At 69.5% G+C, this 17,539-nt stretch carries 14 protein-coding genes; 10 read left to right on the top strand and 4 right to left on the bottom strand.

Going from position 1 to position 17,539, the window contains the following annotated elements; translation table 11 throughout:
* Positions 1–84: 84 nt before the first annotated feature.
* Positions 85–1,296, bottom strand: coding sequence for an alpha/beta hydrolase (locus ACGFZA_RS17890; RefSeq protein ID WP_393680099.1), 1,212 nt, complete (start codon positions 1,294–1,296; stop codon positions 85–87).
* Between the two features lie 216 nt (positions 1,297–1,512).
* On the bottom strand, positions 1,513–2,193 hold the full coding sequence (locus ACGFZA_RS17895) for a TetR family transcriptional regulator (RefSeq protein ID WP_385286427.1): 681 nt from the start codon (positions 2,191–2,193) through the stop codon (positions 1,513–1,515).
* 250 nt (positions 2,194–2,443) lie between these two features.
* On the opposite strand from ACGFZA_RS17895, the gene ACGFZA_RS17900 reads away from it, so the two are divergent.
* Together ACGFZA_RS17900 and ACGFZA_RS17905 are read left to right on the top strand one after the other, a co-directional pair.
* Positions 2,444–3,931, top strand: coding sequence for an MFS transporter (locus ACGFZA_RS17900; protein ID WP_385286456.1), 1,488 nt, complete (start codon positions 2,444–2,446; stop codon positions 3,929–3,931).
* A gap of 194 nt (positions 3,932–4,125) precedes the next feature.
* On the top strand, positions 4,126–4,488 hold the full coding sequence (locus ACGFZA_RS17905; protein WP_385286425.1) for a peptidase inhibitor family I36 protein: 363 nt from the start codon (positions 4,126–4,128) through the stop codon (positions 4,486–4,488).
* A 75-nt stretch (positions 4,489–4,563) separates the two neighbouring features.
* Here the strand turns inward: ACGFZA_RS17905 and aceE are convergent, their stop codons facing one another.
* A complete protein-coding gene (gene aceE, locus ACGFZA_RS17910) occupies positions 4,564–7,296 on the bottom strand; it encodes a pyruvate dehydrogenase (acetyl-transferring), homodimeric type (RefSeq protein WP_385286423.1) in 2,733 nt (910 codons plus the stop codon).
* 589 nt (positions 7,297–7,885) lie between these two features.
* Here aceE and ACGFZA_RS17915 point away from each other — a divergent pair.
* The 6 genes from ACGFZA_RS17915 to ACGFZA_RS17940 all read left to right on the top strand — a co-directional run bounded on the left by ACGFZA_RS17915 (position 7,886) and on the right by ACGFZA_RS17940 (position 12,503).
* Positions 7,886–8,323 (top strand): DUF3052 domain-containing protein, encoded by a 438-nt coding sequence (locus tag ACGFZA_RS17915; RefSeq protein ID WP_148017457.1) that lies wholly within the window; start codon positions 7,886–7,888, stop codon positions 8,321–8,323.
* A gap of 176 nt (positions 8,324–8,499) precedes the next feature.
* Positions 8,500–8,958, top strand: coding sequence for a peroxiredoxin (locus tag ACGFZA_RS17920; RefSeq protein ID WP_330827393.1), 459 nt, complete (start codon positions 8,500–8,502; stop codon positions 8,956–8,958).
* A gap of 149 nt (positions 8,959–9,107) precedes the next feature.
* Positions 9,108–9,683 carry a TerD family protein gene (locus ACGFZA_RS17925; RefSeq protein ID WP_266930369.1) on the top strand — a complete coding sequence of 192 codons (576 nt, stop codon included), beginning with the start codon at positions 9,108–9,110 and terminating at the stop codon, positions 9,681–9,683.
* 152 nt (positions 9,684–9,835) lie between these two features.
* A complete protein-coding gene (locus ACGFZA_RS17930; protein WP_148017459.1) occupies positions 9,836–10,411 on the top strand; it encodes a TerD family protein in 576 nt (191 codons plus the stop codon).
* 70 nt (positions 10,412–10,481) lie between these two features.
* Positions 10,482–11,615: a DUF475 domain-containing protein gene (locus ACGFZA_RS17935; RefSeq protein WP_385286420.1), complete on the top strand. Its 1,134-nt coding sequence runs from the start codon at positions 10,482–10,484 to the stop codon at positions 11,613–11,615.
* A gap of 153 nt (positions 11,616–11,768) precedes the next feature.
* Positions 11,769–12,503 carry a Tellurium resistance gene (locus tag ACGFZA_RS17940; protein WP_393680104.1) on the top strand — a complete coding sequence of 245 codons (735 nt, stop codon included), beginning with the start codon at positions 11,769–11,771 and terminating at the stop codon, positions 12,501–12,503.
* A 180-nt stretch (positions 12,504–12,683) separates the two neighbouring features.
* Here ACGFZA_RS17940 and ACGFZA_RS17945 read toward each other — a convergent pair whose 3' ends face one another.
* Positions 12,684–13,517: a TerD family protein gene (locus ACGFZA_RS17945; RefSeq protein ID WP_385286417.1), complete on the bottom strand. Its 834-nt coding sequence runs from the start codon at positions 13,515–13,517 to the stop codon at positions 12,684–12,686.
* A 221-nt stretch (positions 13,518–13,738) separates the two neighbouring features.
* Between ACGFZA_RS17945 and ACGFZA_RS17950 the strand changes: the two genes are divergently transcribed.
* Positions 13,739–14,902: an HpcH/HpaI aldolase/citrate lyase family protein gene (locus ACGFZA_RS17950; RefSeq protein ID WP_393680106.1), complete on the top strand. Its 1,164-nt coding sequence runs from the start codon at positions 13,739–13,741 to the stop codon at positions 14,900–14,902.
* Positions 14,903–15,023: 121 nt separating this feature from the next.
* Positions 15,024–17,531, top strand: coding sequence for a phosphoribosyltransferase (locus ACGFZA_RS17955; RefSeq protein WP_393680108.1), 2,508 nt, complete (start codon positions 15,024–15,026; stop codon positions 17,529–17,531).
* The last annotated feature ends 8 nt before the right edge of the window (positions 17,532–17,539 follow it).

Here is a 17,539-nt window from a genome sequence, read left to right on the forward strand (position 1 = left end):
GTCGCCCCTCGGAGGCCCTCGCAATTCGTGGCCGGTCGCAGTTCTCTACGCGCGTCAGACCCGTTTGCGCGGCTGTTACGCCCGTCAGACCGTCGCGTGGCCGGAAATCTGTTCGTGGCAGCCGTGGTCGGACTGGGCACAGGTCACGGAGGCGTAGGCCCCGGTGCCGATCGCGGCGAAGTTGCCGAGGCTCTCGGTTCCCGGCTCGAAGTAGCCGCTGTGACCGACCGCGTCGCCCGCCGACGCGATGCGCGCACCGAAGTCCGGATCCACCGGGTCGGCCCCGTGGCCGATGCCCCCGACCTCCAGGTTCGGCACGTCCTCGATCCAGTCGTCGTGGTCCCGCATGGCCCACACGTTGGCCCGGGTGTGCAGCTGGCCGGCGTTGTCGACCCGCATGCCGGGGCTGCCCGCGACCGCGATGTCCGTCACCCGGCCGGGCAGTTCGTCCGCGGCGACGCCGCACAGGACGGAGCCGTAGCTGTGGCAGAACAGCGAGACCGGGGCGGTTCCCGGGAGCGCCCCGACGAGTGCGCCGAGCCGGACCGCCCCGCGTTCGGCGAGGTTGCCCGTGGCCGCGTCCATGCCGATGCCGGCGGGTGCGGTGTAGTCGGCCCAGGCGATCACCGCGGTCCGCACGGCGGGATGCGCGGAGTGCTCGGCCGCGTACAGGGACTTGGCCATGCCGACGGGCGCGGCGTTCGTCTTGGTGCCGGTGCGTTCCAGCGTCAGGAGGTTCGTGTCGACGCCCGGGACGATCACCGAGACGCGCTCGGCCCGGTCGAGGTCGCCGAAGACCTCGGCCGCGTGGCCGCGGCCCGTCGGGTCGAACGCGAGGAAGTGGCGGCCGGCGGCGAGCATCGAGCGGAAGCGGTCCGCCCGGTGCTGCGCCTCGGCGCGCCCGTCGGGGGAGAGCCGCTGGTCGTGCACCCGGGCCTGCTCGGTCGTCCGCGCCTGTTGCAGCGCCAGCCGGTTGGCCCGGTAGCGCAGGGTGACCGGGGCGCCGTTCAGATTCCCCACCACGAGCGGGTACTTGCGGGCCAGCCCGGCGCTCTGCGCGTCGGTGAGGGCCGCGAAGAAGTGCGCCAGCTTGTAGGCGGGCGCGTCCGCCGAGGGGAGGGCGTGTCCCGCTATCGACCCCTTGGCCCAGGAAGCGAGTGCGACGGTGCGTGGCGCGTCGGATTGCTGAGGGCGCACGGCGGTCCAGCCGGTGGTCGCCAGCATCACGAACACGACCGCGATGGCGAGAAGAGCGCGCCAGGCGGTGAGCGTGGGGGAGGAGTCGAAGGAAGTCACTTCGGCCCACATTAGGAGACGCGCGTAGGACGCCGTTAAGCGGGTGACGCACATCACTCGACTATGGGGAAGAGAACGCCGTTTCGCTCACGCTGTGTTCGGCCTTGCGGCACGCTCCGACGCGCCGGGCGTCACCGGAGTGCCACATCGGGGCCTCGTGGCCCGCCTGTTGTGAGGTCGGTCATGTGCCGCGGCTGAGGCGTGCGGCACACCGCCTCAGTTGAGGTGCGCCGTCCCCGCCGGATGGGTGCGCCAGTCCCCGGCGAGGGCCGGCCCCAACTGGTCCAGGTAGGTCTCGGTCAGCGTCCGCAGCGAGTCCATGGTGCCGTCGCAGCCCCGCCCCCACAGCTGCCCGGTCACCCGCATCACCCCGCAGAACGCGGCGACGGCGACCCGCGGCCGCGGGTCCCGCGCCATGTCCAGGCCCTCGCGCCCGGCGATGAGCCCGGCGATCTGCTCCTCCACGGTGACACCGCGCCGCATGTGGGCGGCGAGCAGGGAGGGGGTGGACTCGATCATCCGGTACGTCTGCATGTGGAGCTCGACCGGGACGATGGCTTCGATGGCCTCTCCGATACTGTTCCAGGCGCACAGGACCGCGTGACGCATCGCCTCGAAAGGGGTTTCGGCGGTGGGGCGTTGACGCAGTTCGAGGATGAAGCGGGACTCCACCATGTCCTGGACGGCGAAGACGACCGACTCCTTGCCCGCGAAGTAGCGGAAGAAGGTGCGCTGGGAGACGTCGACGGCGTCGGCGATCTCGTCGACGGTGGTCTCCTCGTAACCCTGGGTGGTGAAGAGGTCGAGGGCGGAACGGATCAGTGCGTCCCGGGTGCGTTGCTTCTTGCGTTCGCGCAGCCCGGCCGGAAGGCCTGCGGCTCGCTGCCGGTCGGTCACTGAACTGATCCTCTTTTCCCTGTTTTGTCCAGCTCAGCCTACCTGCGCGCTACGTGTGAGCTACGTGACAGTTACCGACTTGTGAAATGGTTTGTCAACTGTCAGTGACTGACACTACCCTCCGGGTATGACTAGTCAGACCACCGTCGAGAAGGCGTCGCGGGAACCCCAGGACTCGCTCGGCACCCCACCCGCCAAGGGCCTGCGCGGCCACCCCTGGCTGACGCTCTTCTCCGTGGCCATCGGCGTGATGATGGTCGCGCTCGACGGCACGATCGTCGCGATCGCCAACCCCGCGATCCAGAAGGACCTCGGCGCCTCGCTCGCCGACGTCCAGTGGATCACCAACGGCTACATGCTCGCCCTCGCCGTCTCGCTGATCACCGCGGGCAAGCTCGGTGACCGGTTCGGCCACCGTCAGACCTTCCTCATAGGCGTCGTCGGCTTCGCCGCGGCATCGGGCGCCATCGGCTTCTCCAGCAGCGTGGTCCTGGTGATCACGTTCCGGGTGCTGCAGGGCCTCTTCGGCGCTCTGCTGATGCCGGCCGCGCTCGGCCTGCTGCGCGCCACCTTCCCGGCCGAGAAGCTGAACATGGCGATCGGCATCTGGGGCATGGTGATCGGCGCCTCGACCGCGGGCGGTCCGATCCTCGGCGGCGTGCTCGTCGAGCACGTGAGCTGGCAGTCCGTCTTCTTCATCAACGTGCCGGTCGGCGTGATCGCCCTCGTCCTGGGCGTGCTGATCCTCAAGGACCACCGCGCCGAGAACGCGCCGCGCTCCTTCGACATCGCCGGCATCGCGCTGCTGTCCACGGCAATGTTCTGCCTGATCTGGGCGCTCATCAAGGGTGCGGAGTGGGGCTGGGGCGACCCCAAGACGGTCGGCTTCCTGGTGGCCGCCGTGGCCCTGTTCGTCGGCTTCGCCCTCGTCCAGCAGCGCGTCCGGGAACCCCTGATCCCGCTGGCGATGTTCCGGTCCGTCCCGCTCTCCGCGGGTGTGGTCCTGATGGTGCTGATGGCCTTCGCCTTCATGGGCGGACTGTTCTTCGTCACCTTCTACCTGCAGAACGTGCACGGTCTGAGCCCGGTCGACAGCGGTCTGCACCTGCTGCCGCTGACCGGCATGATGATCGTCGCCTCCCCGCTCGCGGGCTTCATGATCACCAAGTTCGGCCCGCGGGTCCCGCTCGTCGGCGGCATGGTGTGCACGGCGATCGCCTGCTTCGGGATGTCCCAGCTGAGCATCGGCACCGGCACCCTGACCATGTCGATCTGGTTCGGTCTGCTCGGCCTCGGCCTCGCCCCGGTGATGGTCGGCGCCACCGAGGTCATCGTCGGCAACGCCCCGATGGAGCTCTCCGGTGTCGCGGGCGGTCTGCAGCAGGCCGCCATGCAGGTCGGCGGCAGCCTCGGCACGGCGGTCCTGGGCGCGATCATGGCGGCCCGGGTCGACTCCGTACTCCCCGGCAACTGGACGGAGGCGAAGCTTCCGCCGCTGTCGTCCGAGCAGCTCGACCAGGCCTCCTCCGCCATCAAGGTCGGCATGCCGCCGGTCGCCGAGGGGACCCCGCCGGACATCGCGGGCAAGATCGTGGGCGTCGCCCACGACACCTTCCTCTCGGGCATGAGCACGGCCTTCATGGTCGCCGGCATCGTCGCGGTGATCGCCGCGCTCGTCGCCACCCTGACCAAGCGCGGCGAGAACGCCGAGGCGGGCGTGGGAGCCGGTCACATCTGACCCGACCCGACCCGACCCGGCCCGGGGCCCGTCGCCCCGGAGCGTCAACACCGTGCGCACGACAGCCCCGCCGGAACGTTCCGGCGGGGCTGTCGCCTATCAGGGTGGTCCCGCCCCCGGGCCCCTTCCCCCGCCGCTGCCGCGCAGCTCAGGGTGGGTTCCGAAGATCCACATCAACACGGGGGTTGATTCCTATGCGTACGACCGTTGTCGCGGCCGCCCTGGCCGCCACCGCCCTCATCCCGCAGGCTCCGGCGCACGCCGCACCCGGCCGGCTCGGGGACTGCGGGAGCGGGCAGCTCTGTCTCTGGGCGAAACCCGACTTCACCGGCGCCCGGCAGGTCCACGAACTCTCCACCGTCGACATCGAGAGCTGCGTCCCGCTGAAGGCGGGCGCCACCGCCCAGGCGCTGGCCAACCGCACCGGCCGACCCGTCACCACCTACCAGTCGGCGGAGTGCGACGAGACCGGCGAGTTCGACACCTACCCGGGAGACGGCACCTGGGTCCCGCACGCCTCGTACCAGGTACGGGCCTTCAAGATCTGGGAGAACTGACCGCACACGGAAAACGCCGCGGGGCGGCGGGAGCCGTCCGGCTCCCGCCGCCCCGCGGCCGTTCGTCCGTCCCGGCTACGCGTCGCCGCCCGCGGCACCGGGGTCTGCCGAGGCCACGTCCAGCAGCTCGTAGCGGTCGACCGCGATCTTCAGCGCCGAACGGTCGACCTTCCCCTCCTTCGCGAGCTCGGTGAGCACCGCGAGGACGATCGACTGCGCGTCGATGTGGAAGAACCGCCGGGCCGCCCCGCGGGTGTCCGCGAAGCCGAACCCGTCCGCGCCCAGCGACTGGTACGCACCGGGCACCCAGCGCGCGATCTGGTCGGGCACGGACCGCATCCAGTCCGACACCGCCACGAACGGCCCCTGCGCCCCGGACAGCTTGCGCGTCACGTACGGCACGCGCTGCTCCTCCTCCGGGTGCAGCAGGTTGTGCCGCTCGACCTCCACGGCCTCGCGCCGCAGCTCGTTCCAGGAGGTGGCCGACCAGACGTCCGCCTTCACGTTCCACTCGTCGGCGAGGATGCGCTGCGCCTCGACCGCCCAGGGGACCGCCACACCGGACGCCATGATCTGGGCCGGGATCTCGCCCTTCTCGCCGCTGCTGTAGCGGTGGACGCCCGCCAGGATGCCCTCGACGTCCACGTCGGCGGGTTCGGCCGGGTGCTGGATCGGCTCGTTGTACACGGTGAGGTAGTAGAAGACGTCCTCACTGTTCTCGCCGTACATCCTGCGCAGACCGTCCTTGACGATGTGCGCGATCTCGAACCCGTACGCCGGGTCGTACGCCACACAGGCCGGGTTGGTCGAGGCGAGCAGCTGCGAGTGGCCGTCCGCGTGCTGGAGGCCCTCGCCCGTCAGCGTCGTCCGGCCGGCGGTCGCACCCAGCACGAAGCCGCGTGCCAGCTGGTCGGCCATCTGCCAGAACTGGTCACCCGTGCGCTGGAAGCCGAACATCGAGTAGAAGACGTACACCGGGATCAGCGGCTCGCCGTGCGTGGCGTACGCCGAACCCGCGGCGATCAGCGAGGCCGTGCAGCCCGCCTCGGAGATGCCGTCGTGCAGCATCTGCCCGGTCGGCGACTCCTTGTACGCGAGCAGCAGATCGCGGTCCACCGACTCGTACTGCTGCCCGAGAGGGTTGTAGATCTTCGCGCTCGGGAAGAACGCGTCCATGCCGAAGGTGCGGTACTCATCGGGCGCGATCAGCACGAAACGCTTGCCGATCTCCTTGTCCCGCATGAGGTCCTTCAGGATGCGGACGAACGCCATGGTGGTGGCGATCGACTGCTGACCCGACCCCTTCTTCGCGGTCGCGTACGTCTTGTCCTCGGGCAGGACCAGCGGCTTCGCCCGCACCACGCGGGTCGGGACGTAACCGCCCAGGCCCTTGCGGCGGTCGTGCATGTACTGGATCTCCTCCGAGTCGCGGCCCGGGTGGTAGTACGGCGGGTTGCCGTCCTCCAGCTGGGAGTCCGCGATCGGGATGTGCAGCCGGTCCCGGAAGCGCTTCAGGTCCTCGGCCGTGAGCTTCTTCATCTGGTGGGTCGCGTTGCGGCCCTCGAAGTTCGGCCCCAGCGTCCAGCCCTTGACCGTCTGCGCCAGGATCACCGTCGGCTGGCCCTTGTGGGCCTTGGCCGCCGCGTACGCCGCGTAGACCTTCTTGTGGTCGTGACCGCCGCGCCCGAGGTGCAGGATCTGCTGATCGGTCATGTCCTTGACCATGTCGCGCAGCCGCGGGTCGTCACCGAAGAAGTGATCACGGATGTACGCGCCCGTCTCGGTGGCGTACGTCTGGAACTGGCCGTCCGGCGTCGTGTTCAGCTTGTTGACGAGGATGCCCGTGCGGTCCTGCGCCAGCAGCGGGTCCCAGGAACGGTCCCAGACCAGCTTGATGACGTTCCATCCGGCGCCGCGGAACTGCGACTCCAGCTCCTGGATGACCTTGCCGTTGCCGCGCACCGGGCCGTCGAGGCGCTGCAGGTTGCAGTTGACGACGAAGGTCAGGTTGTCCAGGCCCTCACGGGCGGCGATGGACAGCTGGCCGAGCGACTCCGGCTCGTCCATCTCGCCGTCGCCGAGATACGCCCAGACGTGCGAATCGGAGGTGTCGGCGATGCCGCGCGCCTCCATGTAGCGGTTCATCCGCGCCTGGTAGATCGCGCCGAGCGGGCCGAGGCCCATCGACACGGTCGGGAACTCCCAGAAGTCCGGCATCAACCGCGGGTGCGGGTAGCTGGACAGGCCGTTCGGCGCCTTCGACTTCTCCTGGCGGAAGGCGTCGAGCTGGGCCTCGCTCAACCGGTCCAGCAGGAAGGCGCGGGCGTAGATCCCGGGGGAGGCGTGCCCCTGGAAGAAGATCTGGTCGCCGCCGCGCCCGTCGTCCTTGCCGCGGAAGAAGTGGTTGAAACCCACGTCGTACAGCGAGGCCGAGGAGGCGAACGTGGCGATGTGGCCGCCCACGCCGATCCCCGGACGCTGGGCGCGCGACACCATCACGGCCGCGTTCCAGCGGGTCGCGTTGAGGACCTTGCGCTCGATCTCCTCGTCGCCGGGGAAGAACGGCTCGTCCTTCGTGGCGATCGTGTTCACGTAGTCCGTACTGCGCATCTCCGGCACGGCGACACGCTTCTCCCGCGCGCGCTCGATGAGCCGGAGCATGAGATAGCGGGCCCGCTCACGGCCTCGCTCGTCGACGGCGGCGTCGAGGGAGTCGAGCCATTCCTGGGTCTCTTCGGGATCAAAATCCGGGACCTGACTCGGAAGGCCGCCAATGATGATCGGGTTGCGATCGGATCCGGAAGCCACGCTGTTCCTTCGCTGTTCGGTGGTGCTCTACGGGGCCTGTGCACGGGGAGCGGTCCCCCCGGTGTGTCTGCTGCGTACGCCAACCCATCGTGTACCGCGAGGGCGCAAACGTCATCTCTACCCAGAGGTAACCGCCGACTTTCGCGACTCCGTGTCCCGGACGGGCGCACGAACCGTGCCGGAACGGGTCTCCGGCCGGGCGGGAACCGCCGGGCAGGGCCATCGGGCGGGAGACATCAACCGGGAGGCATCGGGAAGGAAGCATCGGGCAGGATGAGTCGGGCAGGATGGGTCGGGCCAAACCGCAACCATACGCCCAAGGCGTCCAAGCGTTCCCAAATGCTGCTCGACTCCGTTTGCCGGACCGAAACCGCATAAGCTGTTCAAGGACGTAAAGGGTGTGGACGGCAGCGCCGGCTCCCGCAGGGGACTCGCCGACAGTGCGGTGACGTGGCAGGGAACGTCACCGTTTAGGCGGTCTCGTACGCTGGGTACTTGCGCGATCCGCCGCTCCCGTGTGGACTACGGCCAACGCCCCGCGCACGCGCGTGGCTGAAGCATTTTCCGAAACATGATCAGGAGGCAACCCGTGAGCGCGACCGCGGACCACGCGGAGGAGCGGACCAACCCGGCAGCACGCCTGGGGTTCGAGCCCGGACAGGTGGTCCAGGAGATCGGCTACGACGACGACGTCGAGCTGGAGCTCCGTGAGGGCATTGAGGCCACTACCGGCCAGGATCTCGTCGATGAGGAGTACGACGACGTCGCAGACGTCGTCCTGCTCTGGTTCCGCGACGAGGACGGCGACCTTACGGACGCGCTGGTGGATGCCATTGGTCTGCTCGAGGACGGCGGTACGGTCTGGCTGATGACGCCGAAGACCGGCCGTGACGGATACGTCGAGCCGAGCGATATCAACGAGGCTGCCCAGACAGCCGGTCTCGCCCAGACCAAGAGCATCAGTGCGGGCAAGGACTGGACGGGCAGCCGTCTGGTCACGCCGAAGGCGGCCAAGGCCAAGCGCTGAACCGCACTCGCCCCTGAAGGCCCCCGACGGCATCACGCCGTCCGGGGCCTTCGTACATTCCCCCGCACGTCCGCAGGAACCTTCCACGGGCGCCGCACGGCCGCCCCGCGCCTCTGCGTAGGGTGGGAGCCACCCGGACAGCCCAGCCCGGCGACGTAGCGAAGGGACGCGTTTTCATGGCGATCGAGGTCGGCACCAAGGCCCCGGATTTCGAGCTGAAGGACAACCACGGCCGGACCGTGAAGCTCTCCGACTTCCGTGGTGAGAAGAACGTGGTGCTGCTGTTCTACCCGTTCGCCTTCACCGGCGTCTGCACGGGCGAGCTCTGCGCGCTGCGCGACGAGCTGCCCGCCTTCGAGAACGACGACACGCAGCTGATCGCCGTCTCCAACGACTCCATCCACACCCTGCGCGTCTTCGCCGAGCAGGAGGGTCTCGAGTACCCGCTGGTCTCGGACTTCTGGCCGCACGGCGAGACCTCGCGCGCGTACGGCGTCTTCGACGAGGACAAGGGCTGCGCGGTGCGCGGGACCTTCATCATCGACAAGGAGGGCGTGGTGCGCTGGACGGTCGTCAACGGCCTGCCCGACGCCCGCGACCTGAACGAGTACGTCAAGGCGCTCGGCGCGCTCTGATCCGTGATCCGGTGGATCTCGCTGCGACCCGGGCCAAAAGCCTGTTTTGGCCGGGAACCGGTCACTAGGATCCATTCGTTGATCGGATGCCAACACGACGTGGAGGCGCCGGCACCGGCCGGCCCCCAAAGAAACCAATGGGAGGACTCGTGGGAGTCAGCCTCAGCAAGGGCGGCAACGTCTCGCTGACCAAGGCCGCGCCCAACCTGACCGCGGTCATCGTGGGTCTGGGCTGGGACGCTCGTACCACCACCGGCGGCGACTTCGACCTCGACGCCAGCGCCCTGCTGACGAACGCCGAGGGCAAGGTCGGCAACGACGGCAACTTCGTCTTCTTCAACAACCTCAAGAGCCCCGACGGCTCCGTCGAGCACACCGGTGACAACCTCACCGGTGAGGGCGAGGGCGACGACGAGGTCGTCAAGGTGAACCTGGCCGGCGTTCCGGCCGACGTCGACAAGATCGTCTTCCCGGTCTCGATCTACGAGGCCGAGTCCCGCCAGCAGAGCTTCGGCCAGGTGCGCAACGCGTACATCCGCGTGGTCAACCAGGCCGACAACACCGAGCTCGCGCGCTACGACCTCAGCGAGGACGCGTCGACGGAGACCGCCATGGTCTTCGGCGAGCTGTACCGCAACGGTGCGGAGTGGAAGTTCCGCGCCATCGGTCAGGGCTACGCCTCGGGTCTGCGCGGGATCGCGCAGGACTTCGGCGTCAACGTCTAGACAGCAGTCCGGGGTGCGCGCCCACGCGGGTGCGCACCCCGGTCGGCACCAGCACGTCCCGTCCGGCGCCGCACCCTGTGCGGCGCCGGACGCGCTCGGCAGACGGATTTCACCGGTTCATCACCGGTTCATCGACTCGGGGAGGACACACCATGGGCGTCACGCTCGCCAAGGGAGGCAATGTCTCCCTCTCCAAGGCCGCACCCAATCTCACCCAGGTGCTCATCGGTCTCGGCTGGGACGCACGATCCACGACGGGGGCGGACTTCGACCTCGACGCCAGCGCACTGCTGTGCCAGTCGGGCCGGGTGCTCGGCGACGAATGGTTCGTGTTCTACAACAACCTCACGAGCCCCGACGGCTCCGTCGAGCACACCGGTGACAACCTCACGGGTGAGGGCGAAGGCGACGACGAGTCGGTCATCGTGAATCTCAACGAGGTGCCGGCCCACTGCGACAAGATCGTCTTCCCGGTCTCCATTCACGAGGCCGACAATCGCGGACAGACGTTCGGCCAGGTCAGCAATGCGTTCATCCGCGTGGTCAACCAGGCCGACGGCCAGGAACTCGCGCGTTACGACCTCAGCGAGGACGCTTCCACCGAGACCGCGATGATCTTCGGTGAGCTGTACCGCTACAACGGCGAGTGGAAGTTCCGTGCAGTGGGGCAGGGGTACGCGTCGGGGCTGCGGGGCATCGCTCTAGACTTCGGGGTCAACGTTTCGTAAAGCCGCGCACGGCGCGGGGGAGCCCCGTGCTCTTCGGGGGAGACCCGTTACATACATGATGGGGTAGCCAGTGCTTCTGAAAACCTTCGGCTGGTCGTTCGCGATTACCGCGATCGGCCTGGTCGCAGCGTGGTTCTACGGGGGGTGGGAAGCCTTCGGAGTGGTGGCGATCCTTTCCGTCCTGGAGATCTCGCTGTCCTTCGACAATGCGGTGATCAACGCCGGAATCCTGAAGAAGATGAGTGCCTTCTGGCAGAAGATCTTCCTCACGGTCGGCGTGCTCATCGCGGTCTTCGGCATGCGGCTGGTATTCCCCGTCGTGATCGTGGCCGTCACCGCCAAGCTGGGACCGATCGAGGCAATCGATCTTTCCTTCAACGACCCGGACCGCTACAAGGAACTGGTCACCGACGCCCACCCGGCGATCGCCGCCTTCGGTGGCATGTTCCTGCTCATGATCTTCCTCGACTTCATCTTCGAGGACCGTGACATCCAGTGGCTGCGCTGGATCGAGCGCCCGCTCGCCAAGCTCGGCAAGGTCGACATGCTGTCGGTCTGCATCGCGCTGATCGTCCTGCTGATCTCGGCCCTGACCTTCGCGACGCACGCGCACCAGCACGGCGGCGGACACACCGACAAGGCGGAGACGGTCCTGCTCGCCGGCGTCGCCGGCCTGATCACGTACCTCATCGTCGGCGGTCTCTCCGGCTTCTTCGAGAACAAGCTCGAAGAGGAGGAGGAGCGCGAGCACGAGGCGGAGGAAGAGGCCAAGCGGTCGGGCAAGAAGATCTCCGCGGTCGCTCTCTCCGGCAAGGCCGCGTTCTTCATGTTCCTCTACCTGGAAGTGCTCGACGCGTCCTTCTCGTTCGACGGTGTCATCGGCGCCTTCGCCATCACCAACGAGATCGTGCTGATGGCCCTGGGCCTCGGTATCGGCGCGATGTACGTCCGTTCGCTCACGGTCTACCTGGTCCGCCAGGGCACCCTGGACGACTACGTCTACCTGGAGCACGGCGCCCACTACGCGATCGGCGCCCTGGCCCTCATCCTGCTCGTCACGATCCAGTACGAGATCCACGAGCTCATCACCGGTTCCGTCGGCGTCATCCTGATCGGCTGGTCCTTCTGGTCCTCGGTCCGGCGCAACAAGGCGATCGAGGCCGATGGCGCGGGAGGCAGTACGGAAGTCTCCGCCGGGGTGTGACCCGGCAGGGAATGAGGAACGCTCTCTGCGGGGCGGCTCGTACGGCGACGGCTTCGGGGAACACCCGGATCCGGCCCGGAGCCGCCCCGCAGCGGTGCGTGCGTCGCATGTGCCGCGTGCGACCTGTGGGGCCGACATGTATGGGGGTTGGGGATGGCGTTCTGGAACAGCCTGTGGCCGGGGCGGGAGACACAGTTCGAGTCGGGCAGCGCCGCCACCAACTCCATCGTGCTCTCGCGGCGGCACGCCACGGTCTCACTGACCAAACAGGGCGCGCTGACCGGCAACCTCCGGGTCAACCTCTCCTGGCAGATGCGTACGTCCGACATCGGGGGCCGGTCCCGGGAGAGCGGCCGGCTGCTGCGGCCGCTGAAGCTGTTCCAGCCGGACGTGGTCCAGGCCCACACCCAGGGCGTGGCCAACGTCGACCTGGACCTGGGCTGCATGTACGAGCTGGCGGACGGCACCAAGGGGGTGGTGCAGCCGCTCGGGAATCTGCTCGGTGATCTGAACGGGCCCCCGTACATCAAGCTCAGCGGCGACGACCGTTTCGGTTCGGCGTCCGGGGAGACCGTCTACGTCAACCTCGACCAGCGCTCGCAGATCAAGCGGATGCTGTTCTTCGTCTACATCTACGACCAGACCCCGGCCTTCGACCGTACGCACGCGAAGGTGACGCTCTATCCGGGCAACGGGCCGCGCATCGAGATCGAGCTGGAGGAACGGGCCCCGCAGGCCCGCTCGTGCGCCGTGTTCACGCTGGAGAACGTCAAGGACGAGCTGATCGTGCGGCGCGAGGTGAAGTTCGTGTACGGCTTCCAGTCGGAACTGGACCGGCTGTACGGGTACGGCATGCAGTGGGGGCGCGGCTACAAGACCCGGGCGTAGCGGATGTCGCCGGTCAGGCGGCCCGGCCCCGTGGCCGCTGCCCGTTCGGGGGCGGACAGGGCCCGTGAGCCCGGCGCGGTGGGGGCAGGGCCCCCGTCTGCCCGGCCCGGTGGGGGTCGGGCAGGGTCCCGTGCACGCGGCCCGGTCGCAGGGAGTGGCCCCGGCGGCGAGCCGGTCGGGTCACGGCCGTATGAACTGCGGACCCTGAGGCGGCAGGACGAAATTCGGGTCGGGCGCGTGCGCCGCCGCCGCCGCGGGCTGCGGGTAGCCGTAGGCGGGCTGTGCGGACGTCGGCTGAGGGTAGCCGTAGGCGGGGCCCGGTGCCGGTGCCACAGGGGCCGCAGCGGGCTGCGGGTAGCCGTACGCGGGCTGCTGGTGCTGGATCGTGGCCTGCGCGTCGGGGCCGGGAGCCGGTGCCGGCGGGAACGCGGGAACGGGGGGCGGTGTCGGTCCGGGCTCGGCGGCGGCCTCCGACTCGTCCACCGAGATGCCGAAGGCGGTCGCGAGGCCGATCAGGCCGGTCGGGTACCCCTGCCCCACGGCCCGGAATTTCCAGCCATCGCCGCGCCGGTACAGCTCGCCGCAGATGATCGCGGTTTCCTCGCCCGTCTCCGGCCGTACGTCGAAGACGGCGAGCGGCTCACCGCCCGACGCCGCGGCGTCGTAGAGCAGGATGCGGAGGTCGCGCACATGCTCGAAGGCGGCCCCGTCGGAGGACGCGGCGATGACGACCTGGTCGACCGAGGGGTCGAGTGCGTTCAGATCGGCCTCGACGGTGTCCGTCAGACCCTCGGGCAGGCTGCGCTTCGGCAGCCGTCGTACCAGGCCGGAGGGGTGGCGGGGCTGGTTGTAGAAGACGAAGTCCTCGTCGGAACGCACGCGGCCGCCGGAGCCGAGCAGCAGGGCCGAGGCGTCCACATCGGGAACCCCGGTGCCCGGTGTCCAGCGCAGCACGGCCCGTACGGCCATGGCGTCGAGGGGGACGTTCGAGCCTTTCACCATCGCGTGCGTCATGCCGGTCATCCTGCCTGCTGGCTGCCCGTGCGGACAACGCGGGGGTCGCAAGCCGTGTCGCAGGGGAATGTCGGAACGAGTCCCTCCGCACCCTTTGGAACCATCGCTAAATGGACGAGTTACCCGGAATTCATGTGCGCAGGGAACTGCCGACACCCGTCCGAACGTACTATTACCGGCCACACGTTGTCCGGCCGGCCAGGTAGTACGGGGGGAATCACATGCGTCATTTCGGTCATATCGCAGCTTCGACGAGGGGCGATCTGTTCTTCCGGGAGCCGTGCGCCTTCGACGCCGGTTCACCGGCGCCCGTCCTCGCGGCCGCCCTCGGCGCCACCCTCTACAGCCCCGCCACCCGGCCCCGGCTCGCCGACGACGTCATCAAGCAGGCCCGCCGCGGAGTCGTCTCCATGGTGCTGTGCCTGGAGGATTCGATCGACGACTCCGAAGTGCAGGGCGCCGAGGAGAACCTGGTCAGGCAGTTCGCCGACCTCGCCGCGCGCGACGACGAGCTGCCCCTGCTGTTCATCCGCGTCCGCGAACCGGGTCAGATCGCGGACCTCGCACGGAGGCTCGGCGCATCGGTCCGACTGTTGTCCGGTTTTGTACTTCCCAAGTTCACCCAAGAGCGTGGCGTCCCCTTCATGGAGGCGCTCACCCAGGCCGAGCGCGCCGCCGGGCAGCGGCTCTTCGCCATGCCCGTGCTCGAATCCCCCGAGCTGCTGCACCTGGAGACCCGCCAGGAGTCCCTCCAGAGGATCGCCCGCACCGTCGACACGTACCGCGACCGGGTGCTTGCGCTGCGGCTCGGCGTCACCGACTTCTGCTCGGCGTACGGACTCCGCCGCGCGCCCGACATGACGGCCTACGACGTCCGGATCGTCAGCGACGTCATCGCCGACGTGGTCAACGTGCTGGGCCGGGCGGACGGCACGGGCTTCACCATCACCGGCCCCGTCTGGGAGTACTTCAGGCTCCAGGAGCGCATGTTCAAGCCACAGCTGCGCCGCAGCCCCTTCCTGGAGGGCCGGGCGGAGGAGCTCCGTACGACCCTGATCGAGCACGACCTGGACGGACTGCTGCGGGAGATCGAGCTCGACCGGGCCAACGGCCTGCTCGGCAAGACGTGTATCCACCCGTCGCACGTCGCACCCGTGCACGCGCTGTCCGTGGTCAGTCACGAGGAGTTCAGCGACGCGCAGGACATCCTGCGGCCGGAGCGCGACGGCGGCGGGGTGCTGCGCTCCTCGTACACGAACAAGATGAACGAGGTGAAGCCCCACCGCGCCTGGGCCGAACGCACGCTGCGGCGGGCGGAGGTCTTCGGCGTGGCGAAGGAGGACGTCGGCTTCGTCGAACTGCTGGCGGCGAGCGTCGCGGAATAGCGGAACGAGCGGTGCGCGAGCGGAGCCGGCGGTGCGGGTGCACGCTCGGGCACGTGATGCTTGAGGGACGGGCCCCGGTGAGCGGGCGCGCGTGACAGGCCAACGGAAGGAAACGGCGAACGTGGTGTGGTCGGGTAGCTGGGTCGCGGAGCGGCTGGGCGTCGAGCTGGCGGGCGACGGGGAGCTCCGTGAGCTGCTGGGCCTCGCCCTGCGGCGCAACCCCAAGCGGGCACATCTGCTCGTGTCCAACGTGCTCGGCAAGCACGTGCCGCAACGCCCCTCGGTCGTGTACGGCGCCGGCTTCGAACTCGGCCGCCGGGTGCGCGACCTCCTCGGCGAGGACGGCGCACGGCACGCGGTGGTCCTCGGCTACGCGGAGACGGCCACCGGACTCGGGCACGCCGTCGCCGACGGGCTCGGACCGGCGCCCTACCTCCACTCGACCAGGCGCCCCGTCGAAGGCGTGGCGCGGGCCGGCGGCTTCGAGGAATCGCACTCCCACGCCACCTCGCACCTGCTGCTGCCGGAGGACCCGGACCTGCTGGCGGGCGAACGGGGCGGTGACGCGGGCGCGACCCTCGTCCTCGTCGACGACGAGTTCTCCACCGGCAACACCGTCCTCAACACCATCCGCGCCCTGCACGAGCGCTACCCCCGCAAGCGGTACGTCATCGTGGCCCTGGTCGACATGCGCTCCCCGGCCGACCAGGGGCGGCTCGCCGAGTTCGCCGAGGAGATCGGGGCCCGGGTCGACCTGGTGGCGAGGAACACGGGCACGGTCAGCCTCCCGGAGGGCGTCCTGCAGAAGGGGCAGGCACTGGTCGCCGAGCAGGAAGCGGCCCAGGCGGCGGCGCGGCCCGGGGACACCCACCAGCCGCTGCGCGACGTCCCCCGCCCCGTCACCCGGATCGACCTCCGGTGGCCCGCCGGAGTGCCCGACGGCGGCCGGCACGGCTTCACCCCCGCACACCGCGCCCTCCTGGAACCGGCCCTCCCCGCCATGGCCGACCGCATCGCGCAGGCACTGGGCGCACACCCGCGCCGGGTCCTGGTCCTCGGGTTCGAGGAGCTGATGTACGCGCCCCTGCGCCTGGGCACCGCCCTGGAGGAGCGCACCGGCGCGGAGATCCGCTACTCCACCACCACCCGCTCACCGGTCCTCGCCGTGGACGACCCGGGCTATGCGATACGCACCCGGCTGGTCTTCCCCGCCCACGACGACCCGGCCGACGGACCCGGCGAGCGCTACGCGTACAACGTCGCGGGCGGCGGCTTCGACGCCGTGGTCCTGGTCGTCGACTCCACCGCCGACACCCCCGCACTGCACGGCCCCCGCGGCCTGCTGCACCAGCTCACCCCGCACACCGCCCATGTCCTGCTGGCGGTCGTCCCCTCGTACGTACCGGCGGCGGCCCGTGCCGCCGCGCCGGCCCCGACGTACGCCCCCCAACGGCAGGAAGAGTCCGCCATGCTGCCCGAGCCCCTCCGTGGCCCCGCCTTCTCCTCCTACGCACCCGACGAGGTCGGCTGGCTGCTCCAGGACCTCTCGGACACCGAGCTGGAGGCGCCCACCGAGGAGCGCGAGGAGGCGATACAGAGCGGTGGCGCGCACTACGCCGAGTCGCTGCCCGTCGAGTACCAGCCGTCCGAGCAGTACCAGGACCTCTTCAAGGCGGCCCTGGACCTGTCCGCCGCCCGCATCGCCCGCGCCGTCGGCACGGTCACCGAGACGGTCCTCGCCGAGCGCGGCCCCCGCCCCGTGCTGGTCTCGCTGGCCCGCGCCGGCACCCCCGTCGGCGTCCTGATGCGCCGCTGGGCCCGCCTGCGGAACGGCATCGACCTGCCGCACTACGCCGTCTCGATCGTGCGCGGCCGCGGCATCGACGCCAACGCCCTGCGCTGGCTGGCCGCCCACCACAACCCGGCCGACGTGGTCTTCGTCGACGGCTGGACCGGCAAGGGCGCCATCACCCGTGAACTGGCCGCGGCGATCGCCGAGTTCGAGGCGTCCGACGGCACCGAGGGCTTCAACCCCGAGATCGCGGTCCTGGCCGACCCGGGCGGCTGCGTCCGCACGTACGGCACCCGCGAGGACTTCCTGATCCCCTCCGCCTGCCTCAACTCCACGGTGTCCGGACTGATCTCCCGTACGGTCCTGCGCTCCGACCTGGTCGGGCCCGACGACTTCCACGGCGCGAAGTTCTACCGGGAACTCGCCGGATCCGATGTCTCCGGACACTTCCTCGACACCGTCACCGACCGGTTCGGCGAGGTCGTCGACGCCGTGGACGCCGAGGTCAAGGAACTGCTCACCGCGGACCGCGCACCCACCTGGGAGGGCTGGGCCGCCGTGGAGCGCATCAGCGAGGAGTACGGCATCCACGACGTGAACCTCGTCAAGCCCGGTGTCGGCGAGACGACCCGCGTCCTGCTGCGCCGCGTCCCGTGGAAGATCCTCGCCAAGCGCGGCGCCGGCGCGGACCTGGAGCACATCAGGCTGCTGGCGCAGCAGCGAGGCGTCCCGGTCGAGGAGGTCGACGCACTCCCGTACACCTGCGTCGGGTTGATCCACCCCAAGTACACGCGCGGAGCGACCGGTGCGGACGGCAAGGCGGTGGAGTCCAAGTGACCTCCCAG

The organism is Streptomyces sp. NPDC048211, assembly GCF_043202315.1.
Lineage (GTDB): Bacteria > Actinomycetota > Actinomycetes > Streptomycetales > Streptomycetaceae > Streptomyces.